Source organism: Pseudoalteromonas sp. TAE79, assembly GCF_000498015.1.
Taxonomy (GTDB): Bacteria; Pseudomonadota; Gammaproteobacteria; order Enterobacterales; family Alteromonadaceae; genus Pseudoalteromonas.
In genome coordinates this window covers 1-21745 of record NZ_AUTL01000177.1, presented here as the reverse complement: position 1 = coordinate 21745, position 21745 = coordinate 1, and the positions used below count along the sequence as shown (strand labels likewise).

21 protein-coding genes are annotated in these 21745 nt (G+C 39.3%); 16 read left to right on the top strand and 5 right to left on the bottom strand.

Going from position 1 to position 21745, the window contains the following annotated elements; translation table 11 throughout:
- From L655_RS0113700 to adk, 12 genes are all read left to right on the top strand, one after another.
- On the top strand, nucleotides 1-312 hold a 312-nt coding region (locus L655_RS0113700; RefSeq protein ID WP_024605253.1), incomplete at its 5' end, for a group II intron maturase-specific domain-containing protein.
- 111 nt (nucleotides 313-423) lie between these two features.
- A complete protein-coding gene (locus tag L655_RS0113695) occupies nucleotides 424-1281 on the top strand; it encodes a DUF692 domain-containing protein (protein WP_024596352.1) in 858 nt (285 codons plus the stop codon).
- Nucleotides 1282-1317: 36 nt separating this feature from the next.
- Entirely contained in the window at nucleotides 1318-2070 is a 753-nt protein-coding gene (locus L655_RS0113690) for a putative DNA-binding domain-containing protein (RefSeq protein WP_024605328.1), read from the top strand.
- 72 nt (nucleotides 2071-2142) lie between these two features.
- Nucleotides 2143-2265, top strand: coding sequence for a hypothetical protein (locus tag L655_RS1000000128380; RefSeq protein ID WP_002962301.1), 123 nt, complete (start codon nucleotides 2143-2145; stop codon nucleotides 2263-2265).
- Between the two features lie 170 nt (nucleotides 2266-2435).
- Entirely contained in the window at nucleotides 2436-2981 is a 546-nt protein-coding gene (gene apt, locus L655_RS0113680; protein WP_024605327.1) for an adenine phosphoribosyltransferase, read from the top strand.
- A 3-nt stretch (nucleotides 2982-2984) separates the two neighbouring features.
- The gene (gene dnaX / locus L655_RS0113675; RefSeq protein WP_024605326.1) at nucleotides 2985-5510 is read left to right on the top strand and encodes a DNA polymerase III subunit gamma/tau; all 2526 of its coding nucleotides are present in this window, start codon (nucleotides 2985-2987) and stop codon (nucleotides 5508-5510) included.
- 60 nt (nucleotides 5511-5570) lie between these two features.
- Nucleotides 5571-5897: a YbaB/EbfC family nucleoid-associated protein gene (locus L655_RS0113670; RefSeq protein WP_002962306.1), complete on the top strand. Its 327-nt coding sequence runs from the start codon at nucleotides 5571-5573 to the stop codon at nucleotides 5895-5897.
- A gap of 7 nt (nucleotides 5898-5904) precedes the next feature.
- Nucleotides 5905-6513, top strand: a complete 609-nt coding sequence (recR, locus tag L655_RS0113665) for a recombination mediator RecR (protein ID WP_002962308.1) — start codon at nucleotides 5905-5907, stop codon at nucleotides 6511-6513.
- 133 nt (nucleotides 6514-6646) lie between these two features.
- Complete coding sequence (locus L655_RS0113660) at nucleotides 6647-8548, top strand: MFS transporter (protein ID WP_024605325.1); 1902 nt, start codon at nucleotides 6647-6649, stop codon at nucleotides 8546-8548.
- A 4-nt stretch (nucleotides 8549-8552) separates the two neighbouring features.
- Nucleotides 8553-9290, top strand: coding sequence for an RluA family pseudouridine synthase (locus L655_RS0113655; protein ID WP_024605324.1), 738 nt, complete (start codon nucleotides 8553-8555; stop codon nucleotides 9288-9290).
- Between the two features lie 118 nt (nucleotides 9291-9408).
- Complete coding sequence (htpG, locus tag L655_RS0113650) at nucleotides 9409-11322, top strand: molecular chaperone HtpG (RefSeq protein WP_024605323.1); 1914 nt, start codon at nucleotides 9409-9411, stop codon at nucleotides 11320-11322.
- Between the two features lie 191 nt (nucleotides 11323-11513).
- Entirely contained in the window at nucleotides 11514-12158 is a 645-nt protein-coding gene (gene adk / locus L655_RS0113645; RefSeq protein WP_024605322.1) for an adenylate kinase, read from the top strand.
- Nucleotides 12159-12246: 88 nt separating this feature from the next.
- Here adk and tpx read toward each other — a convergent pair whose 3' ends face one another.
- On the bottom strand, nucleotides 12247-12828 hold the full coding sequence (gene tpx / locus L655_RS0113640; RefSeq protein WP_024605321.1) for a thiol peroxidase: 582 nt from the start codon (nucleotides 12826-12828) through the stop codon (nucleotides 12247-12249).
- A 232-nt stretch (nucleotides 12829-13060) separates the two neighbouring features.
- Here tpx and L655_RS0113635 point away from each other — a divergent pair, with 232 nt between their 5' ends.
- Complete coding sequence (locus L655_RS0113635) at nucleotides 13061-14065, top strand: response regulator (RefSeq protein WP_024605320.1); 1005 nt, start codon at nucleotides 13061-13063, stop codon at nucleotides 14063-14065.
- A gap of 3 nt (nucleotides 14066-14068) precedes the next feature.
- A complete protein-coding gene (locus L655_RS0113630) occupies nucleotides 14069-15040 on the top strand; it encodes a diguanylate cyclase (protein ID WP_024605319.1) in 972 nt (323 codons plus the stop codon).
- Between the two features lie 115 nt (nucleotides 15041-15155).
- Here L655_RS0113630 and L655_RS0113625 read toward each other — a convergent pair whose 3' ends face one another.
- The 4 genes from L655_RS0113625 to L655_RS0113610 all read right to left on the bottom strand — a co-directional run bounded on the left by L655_RS0113625 (nucleotide 15156) and on the right by L655_RS0113610 (nucleotide 20719).
- Nucleotides 15156-16670 carry a SpoVR family protein gene (locus L655_RS0113625; protein WP_024605318.1) on the bottom strand — a complete coding sequence of 505 codons (1515 nt, stop codon included), beginning with the start codon at nucleotides 16668-16670 and terminating at the stop codon, nucleotides 15156-15158.
- 19 nt (nucleotides 16671-16689) lie between these two features.
- Nucleotides 16690-17973, bottom strand: a complete 1284-nt coding sequence (locus tag L655_RS0113620) for a YeaH/YhbH family protein (protein WP_024605317.1) — start codon at nucleotides 17971-17973, stop codon at nucleotides 16690-16692.
- Nucleotides 17974-18004: 31 nt separating this feature from the next.
- Nucleotides 18005-19927, bottom strand: coding sequence for a PrkA family serine protein kinase (locus L655_RS0113615; protein ID WP_024605316.1), 1923 nt, complete (start codon nucleotides 19925-19927; stop codon nucleotides 18005-18007).
- A gap of 210 nt (nucleotides 19928-20137) precedes the next feature.
- Entirely contained in the window at nucleotides 20138-20719 is a 582-nt protein-coding gene (locus L655_RS0113610; protein WP_002960323.1) for a Fe-Mn family superoxide dismutase, read from the bottom strand.
- 266 nt (nucleotides 20720-20985) lie between these two features.
- Between L655_RS0113610 and L655_RS0113605 the strand changes: the two genes are divergently transcribed.
- Nucleotides 20986-21324 (top strand): Grx4 family monothiol glutaredoxin, encoded by a 339-nt coding sequence (locus L655_RS0113605; RefSeq protein WP_004335359.1) that lies wholly within the window; start codon nucleotides 20986-20988, stop codon nucleotides 21322-21324.
- A 165-nt stretch (nucleotides 21325-21489) separates the two neighbouring features.
- Nucleotides 21490-21745 (top strand): transposase DNA-binding-containing protein (locus tag L655_RS0113600; protein ID WP_029751886.1); only part of this gene is annotated, 256 nt, incomplete at its 3' end.

The window sequence follows — 21745 nt, the reverse complement described above, 5'->3', positions numbered from 1 at the left end:
GTGCGCGGTTTTGTAAATTATTTTAGTATAGCCAATTGTAAGCGAGAGCTAAAAGCCTTGGCAGGTTGGATCAGACGAAGACTAAGGGCAATACAGCTGAGGTTGTGGAAGAAGCCATCAAGGCTACATCGACGACTAAAGCAGTTAGGGAAAAAGCCACCGTTTAAGTTCATAAAGATGAACTCGTGGCGTAACTCACTAAGCCCTTTATCTTGTGTATCGATGCCAAACCAATGGTTTGAGGAGCTTGGTTTATATCCAATAGAAAAAGTGAATACGGGATGGCTTGCTTTATCAGCGTTTAGGAAATAAGTTGATAAAATGTGAAGGGTACAGGAGCCGTATACGAGGTCCGTACGTACGGTTCTGTGAGAGGGATGAGGCATAAGCCTCACCCTACTCGATGTTAAGTTAGAGGTAGTTATGATACAAACTCAAAGTAAAGATTTTGGGATGGTGGGCCTTGGCCTACGACGAGAAATGCTTGATGAGCTGCTTGAGCATGTACCTAATCAAGTAGACTTTTTAGAAGTTGCGCCAGAGAACTGGTTAAAACTGGGTGGACGCTTTAAAAAGCAATTTAAAACATTAACCGATGCTAATAATTTTGTGTGTCATGGATTATCACTGTCTATCGGTTCTCCCGAACCTCTTGATGTTGAATTTGTTAAGTCTTTAAAAGTGTTTTTTGAAGAGCACAATATAAAAATTTTTAGTGAGCACTTAAGTTACTGCTCCGGTACAGGGCATATGTATGACTTAATGCCCATTCCATTTACACAAGATGCTATAGCACATGTTGTTCCTCGTATTAAACAAGTTCAAGACATACTAGAGCAGCAAATTGCGATAGAAAATGTTTCCTATTATGGCGCGCCTGGACAGCAATTATCAGAACTTGAATTTACGAATATTATTTTAGAGCAAGCTGACTGCAAACTTTTACTTGATGTGAATAACATTTATGTTAATTCGATAAATCATGGCTACAACGCGCAAGCATTTTTAACTGGGTTACCTTCTAATCGTATAGCCTATGGGCATGTTGCTGGCCATTATAATGAGGCTGATGACTTAATTGTTGATACACATGGCGCTGATGTGATTGATCCTGTTTGGGAGCTACTCGATAAAGCATACGAAGTGCATGGCGTATTTCCAACCTTGCTTGAGCGCGATTTTAATATTCCTACCATGAATGTTTTAACCAAAGAGTTAGATATAATTCATGATCTACAGGCTAAACACTTTGATTCAACTGTTTCAAAACAACGAGCTTAATATAAGCCTTTATCAACATTAAAAGAGTGCCTAGTTATGAGCTTTATTGAAATACAAAACGAATTTATGGCGCATATTCGCGAGCCTCAAAAAAATAAAAAGCCCAGCGGTATCGAAGACAGGCGTATGGCTATTTATCGCGACCTATTTTTTAATAACATTGAAGGTTTTATATCATCAGGTTTTCCGGTATTAAAAACGTTATATACCCAGAAGCAATGGCAAGCCCTCGTACGCCAGTTTTTTAGCGAATATGATTGTCATTCGCCGTACTTTTTAGACATAGCAGGGGAGTTTATTAATTACTTATCAAGTGATTATAAAATGAAAAAATACGATCCCGTGTTTATGCTAGAGCTTGCCCATTATGAATGGGTAGAGCTAGATGTATCGATTGCACACGAAGATGAGCATGAGCAAAAATTACAAACAACAGCGCTTACTAGTTCTGCTTTGCATTTATCGAAAACGGCAAGAAATTTAAGTTATCAATTTCCGGTTCAAAATATTAGCAATCGCTTTAAACCAAAAGAGCCATCACCTCAGCCTAATTATTATGTTGTATATAGAGATGAAGATGATGACGTTCAATTTCTGGCTACGAATGCGATGACTGCTTTGTTACTATCAATTATTGAGGCAAGTGATGGAGCGACATTTGACGACGTTTGCCAACAGGTATTCGCTCATGCACCACAATTTAATGCAGAGCAAATTGCTCAAGGCGCATTGGTTACCCTCAATGCAATGGTTGAACGCGGCGTAATTGTGACAAAAAATCAAGATTAAGGTCTTTATTGATGATTTTACATCGTCTATTATGGCAGCCTTATTTGTCGTGCTTAATAAAAGGTTGTACCAATGTCAGATGATAAAGACTTTAAAGATCCGTTCAACGCTACTTATTTTCTTGCTTTCTTAGCTGTATTTGCAGGGATTGGTTGTTTAAATGCAATATTAGGCTGGATCACTAGCTTAACTTAAAATGCATAGCGTTTATTAAGGCTGTTGCTTACTTCAGCCTTGAACCACTTTATTTTAATTACCCCCCCATAGTTAATACTTCTTTTATAGTAACGCCAAACTCGCAATTAAAGGTTAGTTAAGGTTATAATCACCTGCTTTGTAATATAAACAATTGAGCAGTTAAAATTATGACTCAAGTAACACCAGCAATTATCAAAAACAGCATAACTACAATTGCTGATTATCCAAAAGCGGGCATTATGTTTCGCGATGTAACCACTTTAATGGCAAATCCAGAAGCCTTTAAAGCAACTATTGACGCGTTTATCGCAGAATATAAAAATCAGGGCTTTACTAAAATCATAGGCACAGAATCACGTGGTTTTATTTTTGGTGCGCCATTGTCTTATGCGTTAGGCATTCCGTTTATTCCAGTACGTAAACCAGGTAAGTTACCACGCGAAGTTATTCGCCAAGATTACTTACTTGAGTACGGTGAAGACACGCTAGAACTGCATGTAGATGCAATTGTACCTGGCGACAAAGTATTACTAGTTGATGACTTATTAGCAACTGGTGGCACAATTGAAGCCACTGCTAAGTTAGTTAATAAACTAGGTGGCGAAGCCACAGATGCAGCATTTGTTGTATCACTACCAGAACTTGGTGGCGAGCAGCGCATCAAAAAAATGGGTATTAAAATCCTAAAATTGGTTGAATTCGAAGGCGAGTAATCGATGAGTTATCAGGTTCTAGCGAGAAAATGGCGTCCTCAAACCTTTCATGAATTGGTTGGGCAGTCTCATGTTAAGCAAGCGCTTGTAAATGCGCTTACGCAAAATAGACTGCATCACGCTTATTTATTCACTGGAACCCGCGGTGTAGGTAAAACCACCATTGCACGTATTTTTGCTAAAAGCTTAAATTGCGACGAAGGTATATCTGCAAATCCGTGTGGCCAATGTAGCAGCTGTTTAGATATAGAAGCAGGGCGCTACATTGACTTACTCGAAATAGATGCGGCTTCTCGTACAAAAGTAGAAGACACCCGCGAAATACTCGATAACGTTCAATATGCACCAACACGTGGACGTTATAAAGTATACCTAATCGATGAAGTTCACATGCTTTCTAAGCACAGCTTTAATGCGCTTTTAAAAACGCTTGAAGAGCCACCAGAGCATGTGAAATTTTTATTGGCGACGACCGATCCTCAAAAACTACCAGTTACTATTTTATCTCGTTGTTTACAATTCAACTTAAATGCCTTGTCGCAAAGTGAGATTAAAACACAGCTTGAACACGTACTTACTCAAGAGCAGCTTAGCTTTGATACCGATGCACTTAGCATTATTTCAAAAGCAGCTGATGGCAGTATGCGTGATGCGCTTAGCTTAACCGATCAAGCTATCGCACAAACAAATGGTGATATTAATAATCAAGCAGTACAAACAATGCTTGGTTTAATGGATACTCATTATAGCCAAAGCTTGCTTGCAGCATTACTTGCACAAGATGGCGCTGCGCTAATGGATGAGATTGCACAGGTGGCAAGTCGTAATCCTAATTATGTGGCATTGCTTGATGATTTAATTGCACTTACGCATTTGACTCAACTAACCCAGTTAGTGCCAGAAGCGGCAGGGCTAGATGAAAAAAATGTAGATTATATTGCTCATGTTGCACAACATACGAGCCCACAACAAATTCAAATTTATTATCAGTTACTGTTAAATGGTAAAAAAGATTTACAATGGGCACCAGAGCCTCGTTTAGGTTTTGAAATGATAATGCTAAGATTATTAGCATTTAAGCCTACAGACACTCAACAAACTGTACACACAGTAAACGAAGAGCCGGCCCCAAATAAACAAGGCCGCGCAAGCGCACTGCGAGATATATTAAATAAAAACAAAACATCGCAAAACACCGTAGCTAGTCAAAGTAGTGCCCCTGTAAATAATACTAAGCCAGTTAGCAATACAGAGCAGCCTAAATCCCTTGAGATAGAGCCTTTACCAAATGTTGCTGCTCAGACATCGAATAATGATGTCGTACAAAGTAATAATGAGCCTGCCCAAGTTGCAGTAGAGCAACCGGTTCAACAAAGTGAAAACGCTTTTGAACAACAGGCTTCAGCTAATGAACAACCACAAACCAATGTTGTTTCGGATGCTCAAGCCCAGCGCCAAAGTGAAGATGAAGCTTACATGCAACATAGTGATGCTGAGCAAACGTTAGCTTCGCAGTTTGACGATATAATGAGTAGCGCTGTAGATCAGGGTTTTAAACCTGCACCTACTGCAAACTCAGAGTCTTCACCAGAGCCCTTAACAAATCACAATGCAAGTACGCCAATAGCTGAACAAGAAGCGCAGGCGCAATCTGCCATTGCTCGTATTTTACGTGACAGAAACATATCGGGTGCGGGTAGGTTATCAGGCAAGAGTACAAGTACATCTGCAAATAATGTAGCAGTGCAGCCAAGCCAAGCGCCTGCTAAAAAGCCAGAACAGCATCCAAGAATGCCTAAAGCCCAAAGTGTTCATCAAGGTAGTGCAGATACAAGTGCAAGTGAGCTTAATAGCCCTTCAAGTAATGCATCTGGCGATATCCCTCCTTGGGCAACTGATAGCGAAGGTGAGAGTGAAAAAAAGCATGAGCTCCCAGTAACAGGGAGCCAAACTCAGGCACATAATCACTCCAACATAAAGCCAGCTAGTAAGATTGATTTTAAAGCAAAGCACCAAACAATTACCGAAAATTTAGCGCCAGAATTACTTGAGCAAATAAACCCTCAAAAAGCGCCTGAAATAGCGCCAGAGGAAGTAAGTATTCCTGCCCCTGATGATTTTCAAAGCCCAATTAGTGAAATTAGATTTGCACATCAACAAGATGAATGGGCTTATTTAATTAAACGTATGGGACTAGGTGGTCGTATGCGCCAATTTGCATTGCATTCAATATTTACCAAGCAAGGCAACAGTTTACATATAGACGTTGATGAATCACAAAAGCATTTAGATACACCGATGCTTCGCCAAAGATTAGATGCCGCATTGTCGAGTATTTATGAGCATAACGTGTCGTTAAGTATTAATTTTGCTAAGGGAGTTATTGACTCTCCTTATCTTATTCAGCAAAAAATTGATGCAGGTCGTCATCAACAAGCAATCGATGTGATCACATCTGATGAAAACATAGTACAATTTCAGCAAGTATTTAGCGCCGAAATTGACGAAAACAGTATTCAGGCATTGTAATTACTTACAATCGCCCTTATGTTCATGTTAATTAATGTATTAAAAGAAAGAGAGAAAGTTATGTTTAAAGGTGGAATGGGCAACATGATGAAGCAAGCGCAGCAAATGCAAGATCGCATGCAAAAAGCCCAAGACGAAATCGCAACATTAGAAGTTGTTGGCGAAGCCGGTGCCGGTTTAGTTAAAGTAACCATGCTTGGTAACCACAATGTACGTCGTGTTCAGCTTGATGAAAGCCTTATGGAAGACGACAAAGACATGATTGAAGACTTACTTGCAGCAGCATGTAACGATGCTGTACGCCGTGTTGCAGAAGAAACACAAGAGCGCATGGGTAAAGTAACTGGCGGTATGCAATTACCACCAGGTATGAAAATGCCGTTTTAAGTAAATAATGCAACTTTCAGATAGTTTAAATCAGCTTATAGAAGCACTGCGCTGTCAACCGGGCATTGGTCCAAAGTCAGCGCAACGTATTGCTTTTCACCTGCTTGAGCGCGACCGAAAGGGAGGCACTCAGCTGGGCAATGCACTCACTAAAGCAATGACCGCCATAGGGCACTGTCAGTCTTGTCGTACTTTTTGCGAACAAGCTCAGTGCGATATTTGTTTAAGTACAAAACGCCAAGACAGCGGTATATTATGTGTTGTTGAATCGCCTACTGACGTACTTGCCATCGAGCAAACAGGTCAGTATTTAGGTCTATACTTCGTATTAATGGGTCACTTATCGCCAATTGACGGTATTGGTCCTAAAGAGATTGGCTTAGATGTTTTAGAGCAAAAGCTTGCTCAAGGCGATATTAATGAGGTTATTTTAGCGACTAACCCTACCGTTGAAGGCGATACTACCGCACATTATATTGCTCAGCTTTGTCATAAATACAAAGTAGGCGCTTCACGTATTGCCCATGGTATTCCTGTGGGAGGTGAGCTTGATTTAGTAGATGGTAGAACACTTATGCATGCCTTTAGCGGCAGGCGCCTAGTTACTCAAGACTAGCTCTAAGTCACTATTTGAAAACAAATTACAAAAGCCTACATGATTAAATCATGTAGGCTTTTTCGTTTTTAAGGTAAGCTTAAAAACAATCTAATTTATTTTTGGGCTATGTCTCTAATTAGTAAGGAATACAATGAAAGATAATCAACCCTACCAAGGTACATTACTGGGTAGTAAGCGTTTTTTACCGCTTTTTATTACGCAGTTTTTCTCAGCGATAAACGATAACGTGTATAAGCAATCAGTGCTTATTTTATTGATATTCCAGGCTGCAACGCTTGCTGATGGCGCACTTTATTCAAATATTGCTGCTGGGTTATTTATCCTACCTTTCTTTTTATTTTCAGGGATGGCGGGGCAGCTAGCTGAAAAAGCAGAAAAATCCAAACTAATCAGAATCGTAAAGCTATGTGAAATCCCTATTATGGTTGTAGGGGCTGTCTCTATTTTAACGCAGTATGTTTGGCTGATGTTAGCCACCGTATTTTTAATGGGCGTACAAAGTACGTTTTTTGGTCCATTAAAGTACTCTATTTTACCGCAGCACGTAGCCCCTAACGAATTAACAAAAGCGAATGGCTTGGTTGAATCAGGCACGTTTGTAGCAATATTAATTGGTACAATTTTTGGCACCTATTATATTACTCAATCAGTAGGGCCTACGCTTATAAGTATTGCCGTATTAGTACTGGCTGTTATGGGTTATGTGAGCAGTCGCTTTATACCCACTAGTGAAGCAAACGAGCCTAACTTAAAATTTACCTATAATATATTTTCATCGACAAAAAACGTATTTTCAGCACTTAATTCGCAAACAGAATCGGTTGGTAAATCAGTACTTGGGATCAGTTGGTTTTGGTTAATTGGCGCCATCGTTTTAACGTCCCTACCAAATTATGTAAAACACACAATGGGTGGTGATGAACTGGTTGTAACTAGCGCACTGGTTGTGTTTTCACTAAGTATTGCTATTGGTTCGTTACTGTGTGAAAAGCTTTCTCGCTCTCGAATAGAATTAGGAATTGTGCCTTTTGGCGCTATCTTAATTACCTTGTTTTTATACTTACTGAGCCAAGAGCCAGCCATTAGCTCTTATTTACCTCAACACCCTGAGTTAATGACGCTTCAGGAGCTATTAAAAACAGGCGATATGGTGTGGCACTTTGTATGGATGGCAGGCATTGGTATTGGCTCTGGTTTTTACACTGTACCGCTGTATGCGCTTATTCAACAGCGTACTGAAGAGTCGAGTCGCTCACGAGTTATAGCGGCTAACAATGTATTAAATGCACTGTTTATGGTGGGCAGTGCTGCTTTAAGTATTGTAACGCTGTCTGTTTTTCAGTGGAGTATTTCAGAGTTGCTACTGTTACTTGCTGGGCTAAACTTACTTATCTCTGTTTATATTTATACCAAAGTACCAGAGTTCTTTTTACGATTTATTATATATATTTTAGCTATTTGTATGTACAGAGTGCGTACAAAAGGTGAAAGTAATATACCTGATGCAGGCGCTGCGGTTGTCGTGTGTAATCATGTGAGCTTTGTTGATTGGATGTTTATTTTAGCCGCATCACCAAGGCCTATCCGGTTTATGGTATTTGCCCCTATTTATTATTCACCGGCCCTACATTGGTTATTTAAAATGGCTAAGGCTATTCCCATTAACAGTGAAAAAACCAACCCAGAAGCGTTTAAAAAAGCCTTTGATGAAGTGGCTGCTGCGCTTAATAAAGGCGAACTTGTTGGTATTTTCCCTGAAGGAAAACTAACCAGTGACGGATCAGTGGATATTTTTCGCCGTGGAATCGAGCGCATTATTGAGCGCTCACCTGTGCCCGTTATTCCTGTGCACTTAGGTGGTTTATGGGGCAGCATGTTTAGCCGTAAAGCTAAATGGCAATTACCTCGATTAAAATGGTCTTTGGTGTCGGTTGCAGTCGGTGCCCCGATTGCTGCTGATAAAGTAGTAGCAGATGATTTACGTGAAAAAGTATTGGCTTTAAAAGCGCTTCATTCAAAAGATAGTGACTAATTTAATGATTAACTTAATGGCTAACTCAACATCGCAAACACCTTCAGAACAACCCCTTATAATTGATGATTTTGTAGCCCCTAAGTGCGACGGGTTTATTGAAATATTATATCAAGATGACGATATTTTACTGATCAATAAACCCAGTGGACTATTAAGCTTATCAGGTAAAAATCCGCTTAATTGGGACTCAGTGCATTACCGCTTAGTAAATGGTCAAAAGGGCTTAACAGCTGCATTCGCAGAGGCTAAGTTACCGCATCGGCTAGATTTGGGCACATCGGGCATTATGATTGTTGGATTAAACGCGATTGCGTCAAAGCACCTTAATAAGCAATTTCAGGCCCGCACTATTCAAAAGCGTTATGTTGCCATGTTAGAGGGATGCTTGGCTGTTGATGAAGGGCAAATTACTGCGCCAATTGCAAAAGATAAACTGCTTTTTCCGCGTGTTACAATTTGCCAATCGACAGGTAAAACAGCGGTGAGTGAATATAAAGTACTTGAGCGGCTCAGGCAGCCGTGCAGAACCTTAGTGCAATTTACACCTATTACTGGGCGTACTCACCAATTAAGGATACACAGCCAGTTTATAGGGCATCCAATTTTAGGCTGTGATTTATATAAAAGTGCGCAAAGTGAACATATGGCAGGGCGGTTACAATTACATGCCAGCGATTTATATTTTGAGCACCCCAGCAGCGGCGAGAGAATCCATATTAACAGCCCGCATTCGTTTTAAACAAATTAATGGTTCTTTGTTTTCGTTTCACCTTTTTTAAATTTTTCCCTTGAAGTTCTAACACCTCACCCCATATTAAGTGCATAACGCAGACACTTTGCAAATTGGAGATATATAAATGACTGCAGCACAAAAAGAAACATTAGGCTTTCAAACAGAAGTAAAACAATTATTAAACTTAATGATTCATTCTCTTTATTCTAATAAAGAAATATTTTTACGTGAGCTTGTGTCAAATGCATCAGACGCAGCAGACAAGTTACGCTTTTTAGCATTATCTCAAGGTGACCTTTACCAAGGTGATGCCGATTTACGTGTTCGTATTAGTGCAGATAAAGAAGCAAATACAATTACCATTTCAGATAATGGTATTGGTATGACGCGCGATGAAATCATTAGCTCATTAGGTACTATTGCAAAGTCGGGTACTGCTGAGTTTTTCAAAAACTTAACAGGTGATCAAAGTAAAGATTCACAGTTAATTGGTCAATTTGGTGTTGGTTTTTACTCAGCATTTATTGTTGCTGATTTAGTAACTGTTCGTACACGCAAAGCCGGTGAAACAACCGCTTATGAGTGGGAATCTCAAGGTGAAGGCGAATACACACTTCAAGAAATTGAAAAAGAAGGCCGTGGTACCGACATTATTTTACACCTTCGCGATGAAGAAAAAGAATTTGCTGATGACTGGCGCCTACGTAGTATCGTTACTAAATACTCTGATCACATCTCAACGCCAGTACAAATGTTTAAAGCAGAAGTGCCAGAATCTGAAGGCGAAGACGGCGAAAAAATTCCAGCAGTACCAGGTGAGTGGGAAAGTATTAACCGCGCGACTGCATTGTGGACACGCGATAAATCAGAGCTTTCTGATGATGAATACAAAGAGTTTTACAAGCATGTAAGCCACGACTGGGAAGATCCTCTTAGCTGGGCACATAATAAGGTTGAAGGTAAAACTGAATACACTAGCCTTTTATATATTCCTAAAAAAGCACCTTTCGACTTATGGAACCGTGAACGTCAAAGTGGTTTAAAACTTTACGTACAACGTGTGTTTGTAATGGATGATGCTGAGCAATTCATGCCAAGCTACCTTCGCTTTGTAAAAGGCTTACTAGATTCAAACGATTTACCACTGAACGTATCTCGTGAAATTCTACAAGACAACAAAGTAACGCAAGCTATTCGTAAAGGGTGTACATCGCGTATTATTAAAATGCTTGAGCGTATGGCTAAAAACAAAGCTGACGATTACCAAGTATTTTGGAATGAGTTTGGTCAAGTAATGAAAGAAGGCCCAGCTGAAGATGCTGCAAATAAAGAAGCTATTTGTAAGCTACTTCGTTTTTCTTCGACACACACTGACTCAGAAACACAAGATGTGTCGCTTGAGCAATATGTTGAACGTATGAACGAAGGCCAAGACAAAATTTACTACGTAGTAGCTGATACATTCACCGCTGCGAAAAACTCACCGCATTTAGAGATTTTCCGCAAAAAAGGCATTGAAGTATTACTACTAAGTGACCGTGTTGACGAGTGGATGATGAGCCACCTAACTGAATTTGCTGATAAGCAACTACAGTCAATCACACGTGGTGACTTAGATTTAGGTAAGCTTGACGACGAAGAAACTAAAAAAGCGCAAGAAGAGTCTGAAAAAGAAATGGCTGGGCTTGTTGAACGTATTAAAACAGCACTAGGTGATGACGTTAAAGAAGTGCGCTTTACGCACCGCTTAACAGATTCTCCAGCATGTGTTGTAAGCGACGACAACGACATGAGCTCACAAATGCAAAAGCTAATGGAATCTGTTGGTCAAGCAGCCCCTGAAGCAAAACCTGTGTTTGAGCTAAACCCAGAGCATCAACTTGTGAAGCACTTAAATGACGAACAAGATGAAGATAAGTTTGCGCAGTGGTCACACGTTTTACTAGATCAAGCACTACTTGCAGAACGCGGTACACTTAAAGATCCAACAGGATTTGTTACTCGCTTAAATAAATTGATGCTTGAACTAAGTAAATAAGCAAATAGCTATTTACTCAGTTAATAAAGTATAAATTATGTACTTTAAATAAAAGGGAACGTGTGTTCCCTTTTTTAATGCCCTGTAAACACCCCAACGGCTCATCAATTAGTATAAGTTGCTTGAGTATCGGCGGCGCTTGTGGAAGAATTCAGGCTTTAAAATAAATATCCATACTAGGGGACAATAATATGCGCATTATTCTTTTGGGCGCGCCGGGTGCAGGTAAAGGTACTCAAGCTCAGTTTTTAATGGACAAATACGGTATTCCACAAATTTCTACTGGCGATATGTTACGTGCGGCAATTAAAGAAGGCACGCCACTGGGTCTAGAAGCAAAAAAAGTAATGGATGCTGGTCAACTAATTTCTGACGATATTATTATTGGTTTAGTTAAAGAGCGTATTAATAAAGCGGATTGTGAGAAAGGTTTTTTACTTGATGGCTTCCCGCGTACAATCCCGCAAGCGGATGCAATGAAAGAAAATGGCGTAGTGGTTGATCACGTTATTGAATTTGACGTGGCTGATGAAGTCATTGTTGAGCGTATGGGCGGACGTCGCGTTCATCCTGGTTCTGGTCGTGTTTACCACGTTGTTTATAATCCACCAAAAGTGGAAGGTAAAGACAACGAAACTGGCGAAGACTTAATTGTTCGCGCTGATGATACTGAAGAAACAGTACGTAAACGTTTAGGTATTTACCATGAGCAAACTATGCCATTGGTTGATTACTATCAAGCAGAAGCGGCTGCTGGTAATACTCAATACCATAAACTAGATGGTACACAAGCTGTTGAAACTGTCAGCCAACAACTTGGTGAACTTTTAGGTTAATTATAAAAGCACATTAAAAAACCGCCAATTGGCGGTTTTTTGTTTTAAGGCTATTTAGCATTGCTTAATTAGTGCTACTTAATGGACTTTACAATGTTTTAAGTTTTTCAATTACGCTGTTGTATTCAGGTTCAGTTGAAAGGCTACTAACTAACTGTTTATAAATGACGTTATGGCTTTCATCTAAAATAAAGACTGTTCGCGTTAGTAATCCCATATCTTTAATAATCAATCCGTATTTCTGACCAAAATCACGCCAAACAGAATCTGATAACGTAGTGATTTTATCGATATTTTCAGCTTTGCAAAAACGCTTTTGAGCAAAAGGTAAATCAGCACTAATTGTTAGCATAACTACACTTGGGAATTGTGCGGCTACCTTTTCATTAAAATGCTTAGTTTGCAGGCTACAAATGCCGGTATCTAGGCTGGGTACTACACTTATTAATACAGCTTGGCCTTTGTAATCCTCAAGTGTCACTGGAATAAAGTTGTCATCAACAACTTTAAAATTTGGTGCACTATCTCCCACTGAGATACCTTGACCTAATAAAGTGACAGGTTTGCCTTGTGCGGATACTTTTCCTGCATCAAGCGTGTTTTCTGGATAGTCGGCTGCAATAGCCACAGAGCAAAATGCACTCAAAGCAAAGGCAAGTGAACGTAACATAAGGTATTTCCTTTTAAATTAACGCAATGGGCGTCAGTGTATTATACTGGGCTTTAGTTACCAAGTGATTAAACCTGCTAATAGAGTAGGTATAAGCTCTGCGATATAAAAATTGTAACTGGGCTAAACTTTGATTAACATGGAGTTACAAAAGATATCTTTAATAATAAAAATAAAAACCTTTATACAATGATTTTAATGCTCATGACGGGTTTAGAAACAGAGAGATAATATGTCAACATCAGTATTAATATGTGATGACTCAAAATTAGCTAGGCGTCAGTTAGCTCGTTCATTACCTGAAGATTGGGACATTAAAGTTGAATTTGCACTTGACGGCGTTGACTGCATAAAGCAAATAAAATTAATTGAACCAGAGATACTTTTTCTCGATTTAAACATGCCAGAAATGGACGGTTATGAAGTATTAATCGCTATGAAAGAACAGGGGCTTAATATACTTACTGTTGTTGTCTCTGGTGATATACAACCAAGTGCACACCAAAGAGTGCTTGAGCTGGGTGCTATCGATTTTATTCAAAAGCCATGTTCCCCAGAAAAACTAGCCAGCATAATTGAACACCATGGAATTAAAGACAAAGCCATGCGTGAACGTTTCTCTCATTCATTAGGAGAGCAAGTTGACCCTGATGTACGTGACATATACCAAGAGCTCACTAACGTTGCTATGGGCCAAGCAGGGGATTTACTTGCACGTCTGCTTAATGTGTTTGTAAAGCTTCCAATTCCGAATGTAAATATTTTAGAAGTTAACGAACTCGATATGGCGCTGCAGTCTATAGATAATAACGCAGCTACATCGGGTGTGTGCCAGGGCTTTATTGGCGGTGGTATTTCGGGCGAGGCGCTATTACTTTTAAATGATTCAAGCTTTAAAGAAATAGCTTCTTTGATGAACTATGACGGCGAGTTAAACGATAAAGTTGAACTTGAGCTGCTTATGGATATTAGTAATATCTTGATAGGCGCTATTTTAACGGGTCTTTCAAAACAGCTCGATATGTCATTTAGTCAAGGGCACCCGATTGTACTTGGCCAACACAGAGATGTATCTGAGTTGGTTAAATCAAACAAGTCACGTTGGCAACGCACCCTTGCAATAGAGATTAGTTACGGTATTGAAAACCATGATATAAATTGCGACCTCATGCTGTTATTTACTGAAGATTCACTTAAAACTTTGAAATACAAAGTTGCTTACCTATTAGAAGATTAAGTTATGGCCGCTGATTTAGAAATGAATGAGATCCATTGGTTAATGGATATGTTTAATACCGTTGATGTAGGCCTTGTGGTACTCGATAGGGATTATAAGGTGTGTGTATGGAATGGGTTTATGGAAAACCATTCAGGGCTTCTACCAAGCGCAGTAAAAGATAAAGATCTATTTGATTTATTTCCAGCAATAGACGAAAAATGGTTTAGAAGTAAATCAGAATCGGTTTTTGTTTTAAAAAACCGCTCTTTTACTATTTGGGAGCAGCAGCCATACATTTTTAGATTTAAAAATTATCGACCTATTACTGGTAAAGCTGATTACATGTATCAAAATGCGACATTCATCCCTCTTACTAATACGATGGGTGAAGTTAGCCATATTTGTATTATTTTGTATGATGTAACAGATGTCGCGGTAAATAAAAAAGAGCTTGAAGAGTTAAATAAAAAATTAGAACAAGCAAGTCAAACAGATAGCTTAACGCAGCTTGCAAACCGTGGACACTGGGAAGGTACGCTACGCCAAGAGTTTTTAAGAGTTAAGCGAAATGGTGGCTGTAGTACATTATTAATGTTTGATATTGATCACTTTAAAAAAATAAATGATGAATACGGGCATAGTTGCGGCGATGAAGCGCTCCGTCATCTATCAAACTTATTACGTACTACACTGCGTGAAACAGATATAGCTGGCCGTTACGGTGGTGAAGAGTTTGTAGTAACTTTACTTGATACAGATAAAGAGGGGGCGACTATATTTGCTGAACGTTTAAGAGTACATATAGAGTCAAATCCAGTTAAGTATAAACATTTTGAAATAAAAATGACGGTGAGCATCGGCTTTGCTGGCAATAGTAATGATTTTAAAAATCATGAGCGTTGGATAGAAGCTGCCGATAAAGCGTTATATCACTCAAAAAATACAGGCCGAAACAGAGTAACAGCCTATACAGATATAAAAACTGACGCTTAAGCGTCAGTTTTTATATCTAGAATTTAAGATTAAATAATACTACGTTTGTATATTCTGCTAAGGTAATCCAATCAGTATGAAAACCAATCAATATTAAAAGCTTTATTGTTCCTTACTATTGTGTTGTATGACGAGAGTCATCGACTGGGCATTGGCCAATTATAGAAGCCTCACCACACTTTGACTCTTGCTCTAGTTTTACTTTAAAGCCCCATAATCTGTAAAGATGCTTAAGTACTTCCTCGTGCGAGTTTGCTAAAGGAATGTTGTTATGAGGTACGTAGCGTAGGGTTAGTGAACGGTCACCTCTAATATCAACGTCATATACTTGAATGTTGGGTTCATGATTACTCAAGTTGTACTGCGCTGAGAGCGCTTCTCTTACAGCTTTATAGCCGTTGTCGTTATGTATTGCGCCAATTTCTAAATGGGGATTATTAGTATGGTCAATAATAGTAAATAATTTAAAATCACGAATTAATTTAGGCGATAAAAACTGGCTAATAAAACTCTCATCTTTAAAGTTTTCCATTGCAAAATGCAGTGTATCTAGCCAATTACTGCCTGCATATTCAGGAAACCAGCGTTTATCTTCTTCAGTTGGGTGCTCACATATTCTGCGAATATCAACCATCATATTAAAGCCTAAAGCATATGGGTTAATGCCTGAATAATACTTACTGTTATAAGGTGGCTGATAAACTACGTTGGTGTGGCTTTGTAAAAGCTCTAACATAAACGAGTCGGTGAGTTTTCCCTCATCATATAAGTGATTAAGGATGGTGTAATGCCAAAAAGTTGCCCAACCTTCATTCATTACTTGAGTTTGTTTTTGTGGGTAAAAGTATTGCGAAATTTTACGAACGATACGTATCACTTCACGTTGCCAAGAGTCGAGTAATGGGGCGTTTTTTTCAATGAAATACAAAATATTTTCTTGGGGTTCAGAAGGAAAATGGCTTACTTTCTTTTTGGTTTCTTGCTGTTGCTCAGGAATAGTCCGCCATAATTCATTTACTTGCGATTGAAGGTAGTCTTCACGCTCTTGTTGACGTTTTTGTTCTTCAAATAACGATATTTGTTGTGGACGTTTGTAGCGATCGACTCCGTAATTCATTAATGCATGACATGAGTCGAGAAGGGCTTCTACTTGTGTAATACCATGCTTTTCTTCACAGCGGCTTATGTAGTTTTTAGCAAATACCAAGTAATCAATAATTGAGCCAGCATCGGTCCAGGTTTTAAATAAGTAATTACCTTTAAAAAATGAGTTATGTCCGTAACATGCATGTGCCATTACAAGCGCTTGCATAGGTAGGGTGTTTTCTTCCATTAAGTACGCAATACAAGGGTCCGAATTTATCACTATTTCGTAAGCGAGACCCATTTGTCCGCGCTTATAATTTTGCTCTGTTTGAATGAACTTTTTACCGTAAGACCAATGGCTGTAACCAATAGGCATGCCAACGCTTGAGTAAGCATCCATCATCTGCTCTGCGGTTATCACTTCAATTTGATTAGGGTATGTGTCTAACTTGTAGTGAGCTGCAACACGGGCAATTTCACTTTGGTACTCATCTAATAAATCAAAGGTCCAATCTGGGCCATCACTCATTCGTTTATCATTCATAATGCTACCTCGCTTTAGGCTATGCAGAGTTTTGCTGTTGACGACCTTTTTTAAATAGCTCCCTAAAAATTGGGTAAATATCTTCAACGCTTTGAATATGCTGTATGGCGAAATTATTATGGCTGTGTGTTATAGATTCATATTCGCGCCATAGGCTTTGATGAGCACGCGTGGTTATTTCAATATAAGCAAAATAGCGTACTGCGCTTAAGAGCTTATTACGCAAAATTTCACCACACTGCGGGGTGTCGTCTGCCCAGTTATCGCCATCAGAGGCTTGTGCGGCGTATACATTCCACTCGTTTGCGTGATAACGCTCTTTTATTATTTCGTTCATTAATTTAAGTGCGCTTGAAACAATAGTGCCGCCAGTTTCTTGAGAATAAAAAAACTCTTGCTCGTCTACTTCTTTTGCTTGTGTGTGGTGGCGAATATAAACAACTTCTATGTCTTTATAGCTGCGTGTTAAAAATTGATAGAGCAAAATATAAAACCGTTTTGCCATGTCTTTTGTTGGCTGATCCATTGAGCCTGACACATCCATAATACAAAACATCACGGCTTTGCTGGTGGGGTGAGGGCGTTTTTCGTAATTACGAAAACGTAAATCGTAGTTATCAATAAATGGAACCGACTTAATTTGCACTTTTAATGCTGCAATTTCTTTTTGTAATAAAGCAATTGCTGCTTTATCGTTATGTGGACCAGCAAGCAGCAGAGCAAGTTGTTCTTCGAGCTCTTTTAAACGGCGTTTTTTACCTGCACTCATGGCAACACGCCGTGCAAGGGAGCCTTGAAGAGAGCGGACAATGTCAATATTGCTAGGTATACCATCGCTACAAAATCCTGCGCGATGGGTTTTCATTTGCACTAGCTTATCAAGCTGGTTTTCTTGTAAGTTAGGGAGCTCTAAATCTTCAAACAGTAAATCAAGGTATTCATCTTTTGATATTGAAAATACAAACTCATCTTGTCCTTCACCCGAATCGCTGGCGTCACCTTCACCGGCACCGCCGCTTTGTCCACCTTTAGGGCGCTCAATTTTATCACCTGTAGAAAACTGATCGTTGCCTGGGTGAATTTGTTCTCTATCCCCACCTTGCCCTTGATGAAATGTAGGTTCGCTGATATCGCGTTGTGGAATAGAAATACTCTCACCAGAGCTTGAATCGGTAACGCTGCGTTTGTTAATCGCATCTGAAACCGCTTCTTTAATTTGTTTTTTATAGCGCCTAATAAAGCGCTGGCGATTAAGCGTACTTTTATTTTTTCCGTTTAAACGCCTATCTATAAAATGCGCCATATTGACCTCCTATATACTACGACTATGAAGGTTATTGCGATTTTCTAACCCGTAAATACCACTCAGAAAGCAAGCGAACTTGTTTTTGTGTATAGCCTTTTTCGACCATACGGTTCACAAAGTCTTCGTGCTTCTGCTGATCCTCTGCAGACGTTTTAGTATTAAACGAAATAACAGGGAGTAAATCTTCGGTATTAGAGAACATTTTTTTCTCAATTACCGTGCGTAGTTTTTCGTAGCTTGTCCATAGTGGGTTTTTACCGTTGTTGTGCGCACGGGCACGCAATACAAAGTTTACTATTTCATTTCGGAAATCTTTAGGGTTAGAAATACCCGCCGGCTTTTCTATTTTTTCAAGTTCGGCATTAAGTGCCTCACGGTCAAATAGTTGTCCTGTATCAGGGTCGCGATATTCTTGGTCTTGTATCCAAAAGTCTGCATAAATAACATAACGGTCAAAAATGTTTTGTCCGTATTCTGAATACGATTCTAAATAGGCGGTTTGCAGTTCTTTGCCTATAAAATCAACATATTGCGGAATTAAATAGCCTTTTAAAAAGCTTAAATAACGCTCTTCTATTTCGCTTGAAAATTGTTCGCGCTCTATTTGTTGCTCAAGTACATAGAACAAGTGCACTGGGTTTGCGGCAACCTCAGTGGTATCAAAATTAAACACGCGAGATAAAATCTTAAACGCAAAGCGGGTAGAAAGTCCCGTCATACCTTCATCAACACCTGCGTAATCACGGTACTCTTGATACGATTTTGCTTTAGGGTCGGTGTCTTTTAGAGTTTCGCCATCGTATACCCGCATTTTTGAATAGATACTTGAATTTTCTGGATCTTTTAAACGTGATAGCGTCGTAAATTGCGCCAATGTTTTAAGTGTACCTGGTGCGCATGGCGCGTTGTATAGCTCGCTGTGCTCAAGTAATTTGTCGTAAATTTTAATTTCTTCAGTCACACGTAAGCAGTAAGGTACTTTTACAATATAGACACGGTCTAAAAATGCTTCGTTGTTTTTATTGTTTTTAAAGGTTTGCCACTCAGATTCATTAGAGTGAGCGAGGATCATGCCATTAAAAGGCAGAGCACTAATGCCTTCTGTGCCGTTGTAATTACCCTCTTGGGTTGCAGTAAGTAAAGGATGCAGCACTTTAATCGGTGCTTTAAACATTTCTACAAATTCCATCAGCCCTTGGTTAGCTAAACATAAAGAGCCCGAGTAGGCGTATGCATCAGGATCGTTTTGAGCAAAGTGCTCAAGTTGGCGAATATCGACCTTACCCACTAGCGCCGAAATATCTTGGTTGTTTTCATCTCCAGGTTCGGTTTTGGCAATCCCTATTTGGTTTAAAATTGAGGGGTAGCGCTTAACCACTCTAAACTGGCTAATATCACCATTGAATTCTTTTAAGCGTTTGCCAGCCCAAGGCGACATAATGGTTTTTAAGTAGCGCGGTTTAATACCGTATTCTTTGCTGAGTACGTCTGCATCTTCGATAGGATCAAACAAGGAGAGGGGGTGGTCGTTTACAGGAGACCCTTTAATTGAATAAATAGGCACTTGTTGCATTAAATATTTTAGTTTTTCAGCAATGGATGATTTACCCCCTCCAACAGGCCCAAGTAAATACAGCACTTGTTTGCATTCTTCTAGCCCCTGAGCCGCATGTTTTAAATAAGAGACTATTTGCTCAATGGCGTCTTCCATACCATAAAAATCAGCAAAGGCAGGGTAGCGCGCAACTACTCTATTTGAAAATAATCGACTTAGTCGTGCATCCGTTGCGGTATCTACCATGTGTGGTTCGCCAATTGCCATGAGTAGGCGTTCTGGTGCGCTGGCGTAGGCAGACTTATCGGTTTTACAAATCTCAAGAAATTCAGCGATACTGTATTCTTCTTCCTGTGCCGCTTCGTATCGTGCTTGGTAATGCTCAAAAATCGTCATAATAACCTCCGAAACCCGCTGTAAAAAGGTGCTTACCTTTTAAAGTCTAGTCACGAATCTGTATTTTTGTGCAATAAAATTAAAAATTTAAGTGAAAAAAGATCATGTTACTAAAAGTGTTTTATTAAATGATGAGGCGCTTGGGTGTGATAAATAAGAAACAAAAAAAGACGCCTAAGCGTCTTTTTTACATTAGCGTTTAAAGGCTAATTAAGCGAAGTTAGCGTTCGCGAATTCCCAGTTAACAAGCGACCAAAAACCTTTAAGGTAATCTGGACGAACGTTACGGTAATCAATGTAGTAAGCGTGTTCCCATAAATCCACTGTAAGGATTGGAGTAACGCCATCATCAGTTAATGGTGTAGCAGCGTTAGATGTATTAACGATGTCTAGTGAACCATCAGCAAGCTTAACTAACCACGTCCAGCTTGAACCAAAGTTATTTACTGCTTTGTCATTTAATGCATCTTTAAACGCATCAAAAGAACCCCATTTAGCGTTGATTGCATCAGCAACTGCGCCAGTAGGCTCGCCGCCGCCGTTTGGAGATAAGCTGTTCCAGTAAAAAGTATGGTTCCAGATTTGTGCTGCGTTGTTAAATACGCCGCCTTCTGATGAACATACGATCTCTTCTAGAGATTTGTTTTCAAACTCAGTACCAGGGATTAAACCATTAAGCTTAACCACGTATGTGTTGTGGTGTTTACCATGGTGAAACTCTAGCGTTTCTTTTGAAATATGTGGCTCAAGTGCGTCGATTGCATATGGTAGTGACGGTAGTTCAAATGCCATTTTTTTATCTCCATCTTCTTTGGTTGATAGTCCATTTGGTAATACGTAATGCCTGTTGAAACAGAGCAGTTACCTATACCAAGCGGTAATATAGTGTTACTATAATTGTTGAGTATTTTACTCAAGTTTAAGCAAACAGCAATGCTATTGCGAAAGACTATTTCAATTGCGGCTTTATTTGCCCATTTTAAGTTATATATTTGTGGTCACGATGAGTTATTTTCAAGACCTAAATATATTTAGCTATCGTTACTTTGAGGTTGTAGATGGAAACCATTGATAAAATTAAACAGCAAATTTCAGAAAACCCAATAATCCTTTTCATGAAAGGGTCACCAAAATTACCAAATTGTGGTTTTTCTTCACAAGCATCGCAAGCGTTAATGTCATGTGGTGAACCATTTGCATACGTTGATATTTTACTTAATCCAGACATTCGTGCTGAGCTTCCAGCATACGCAAATTGGCCAACATTCCCGCAATTATGGGTAGATGGCGAATTAGTTGGTGGTTGTGACATTATTATCGAAATGTTTCAACGCGGTGAATTACAGCCGTTAATTACAGAAACTGCTGCTAAATATAAAGAAGCTGACGCAGAGTAATTTTATTACTCAACCTGCTATCAGGTTATTAAGCTCTTTAAGCTCTTTAAGCACAAAGCCACTTTTTAAGCTGTCTCTTATACACAAATCCCTGCTAAGAAATTAGCGGGGATTTTTTTGAACTAAATCTCAATGTCATGATCAGATCTTGTTTGAGGGCACATTATGATTAACGAACATACTCATTGGGCAAAACAACAATTCGGTAAATCGGACTTAGGTGATCAAAGAAGAACAGCGCGTCTGGTAAAGTTAGCATCAACGCTTGCAAATGAACCAGGAAAACCACTTGTAAACATCACTCAATCCCCCGCCGATATGGAAGGTGCCTACCGCTTTATTCGCAACGAGAATATTGACGCAACGGCTATAGCAGAGTCAGGCTTTAAAGCCACGGTTGAACAAGCAAAAAGTCATAACT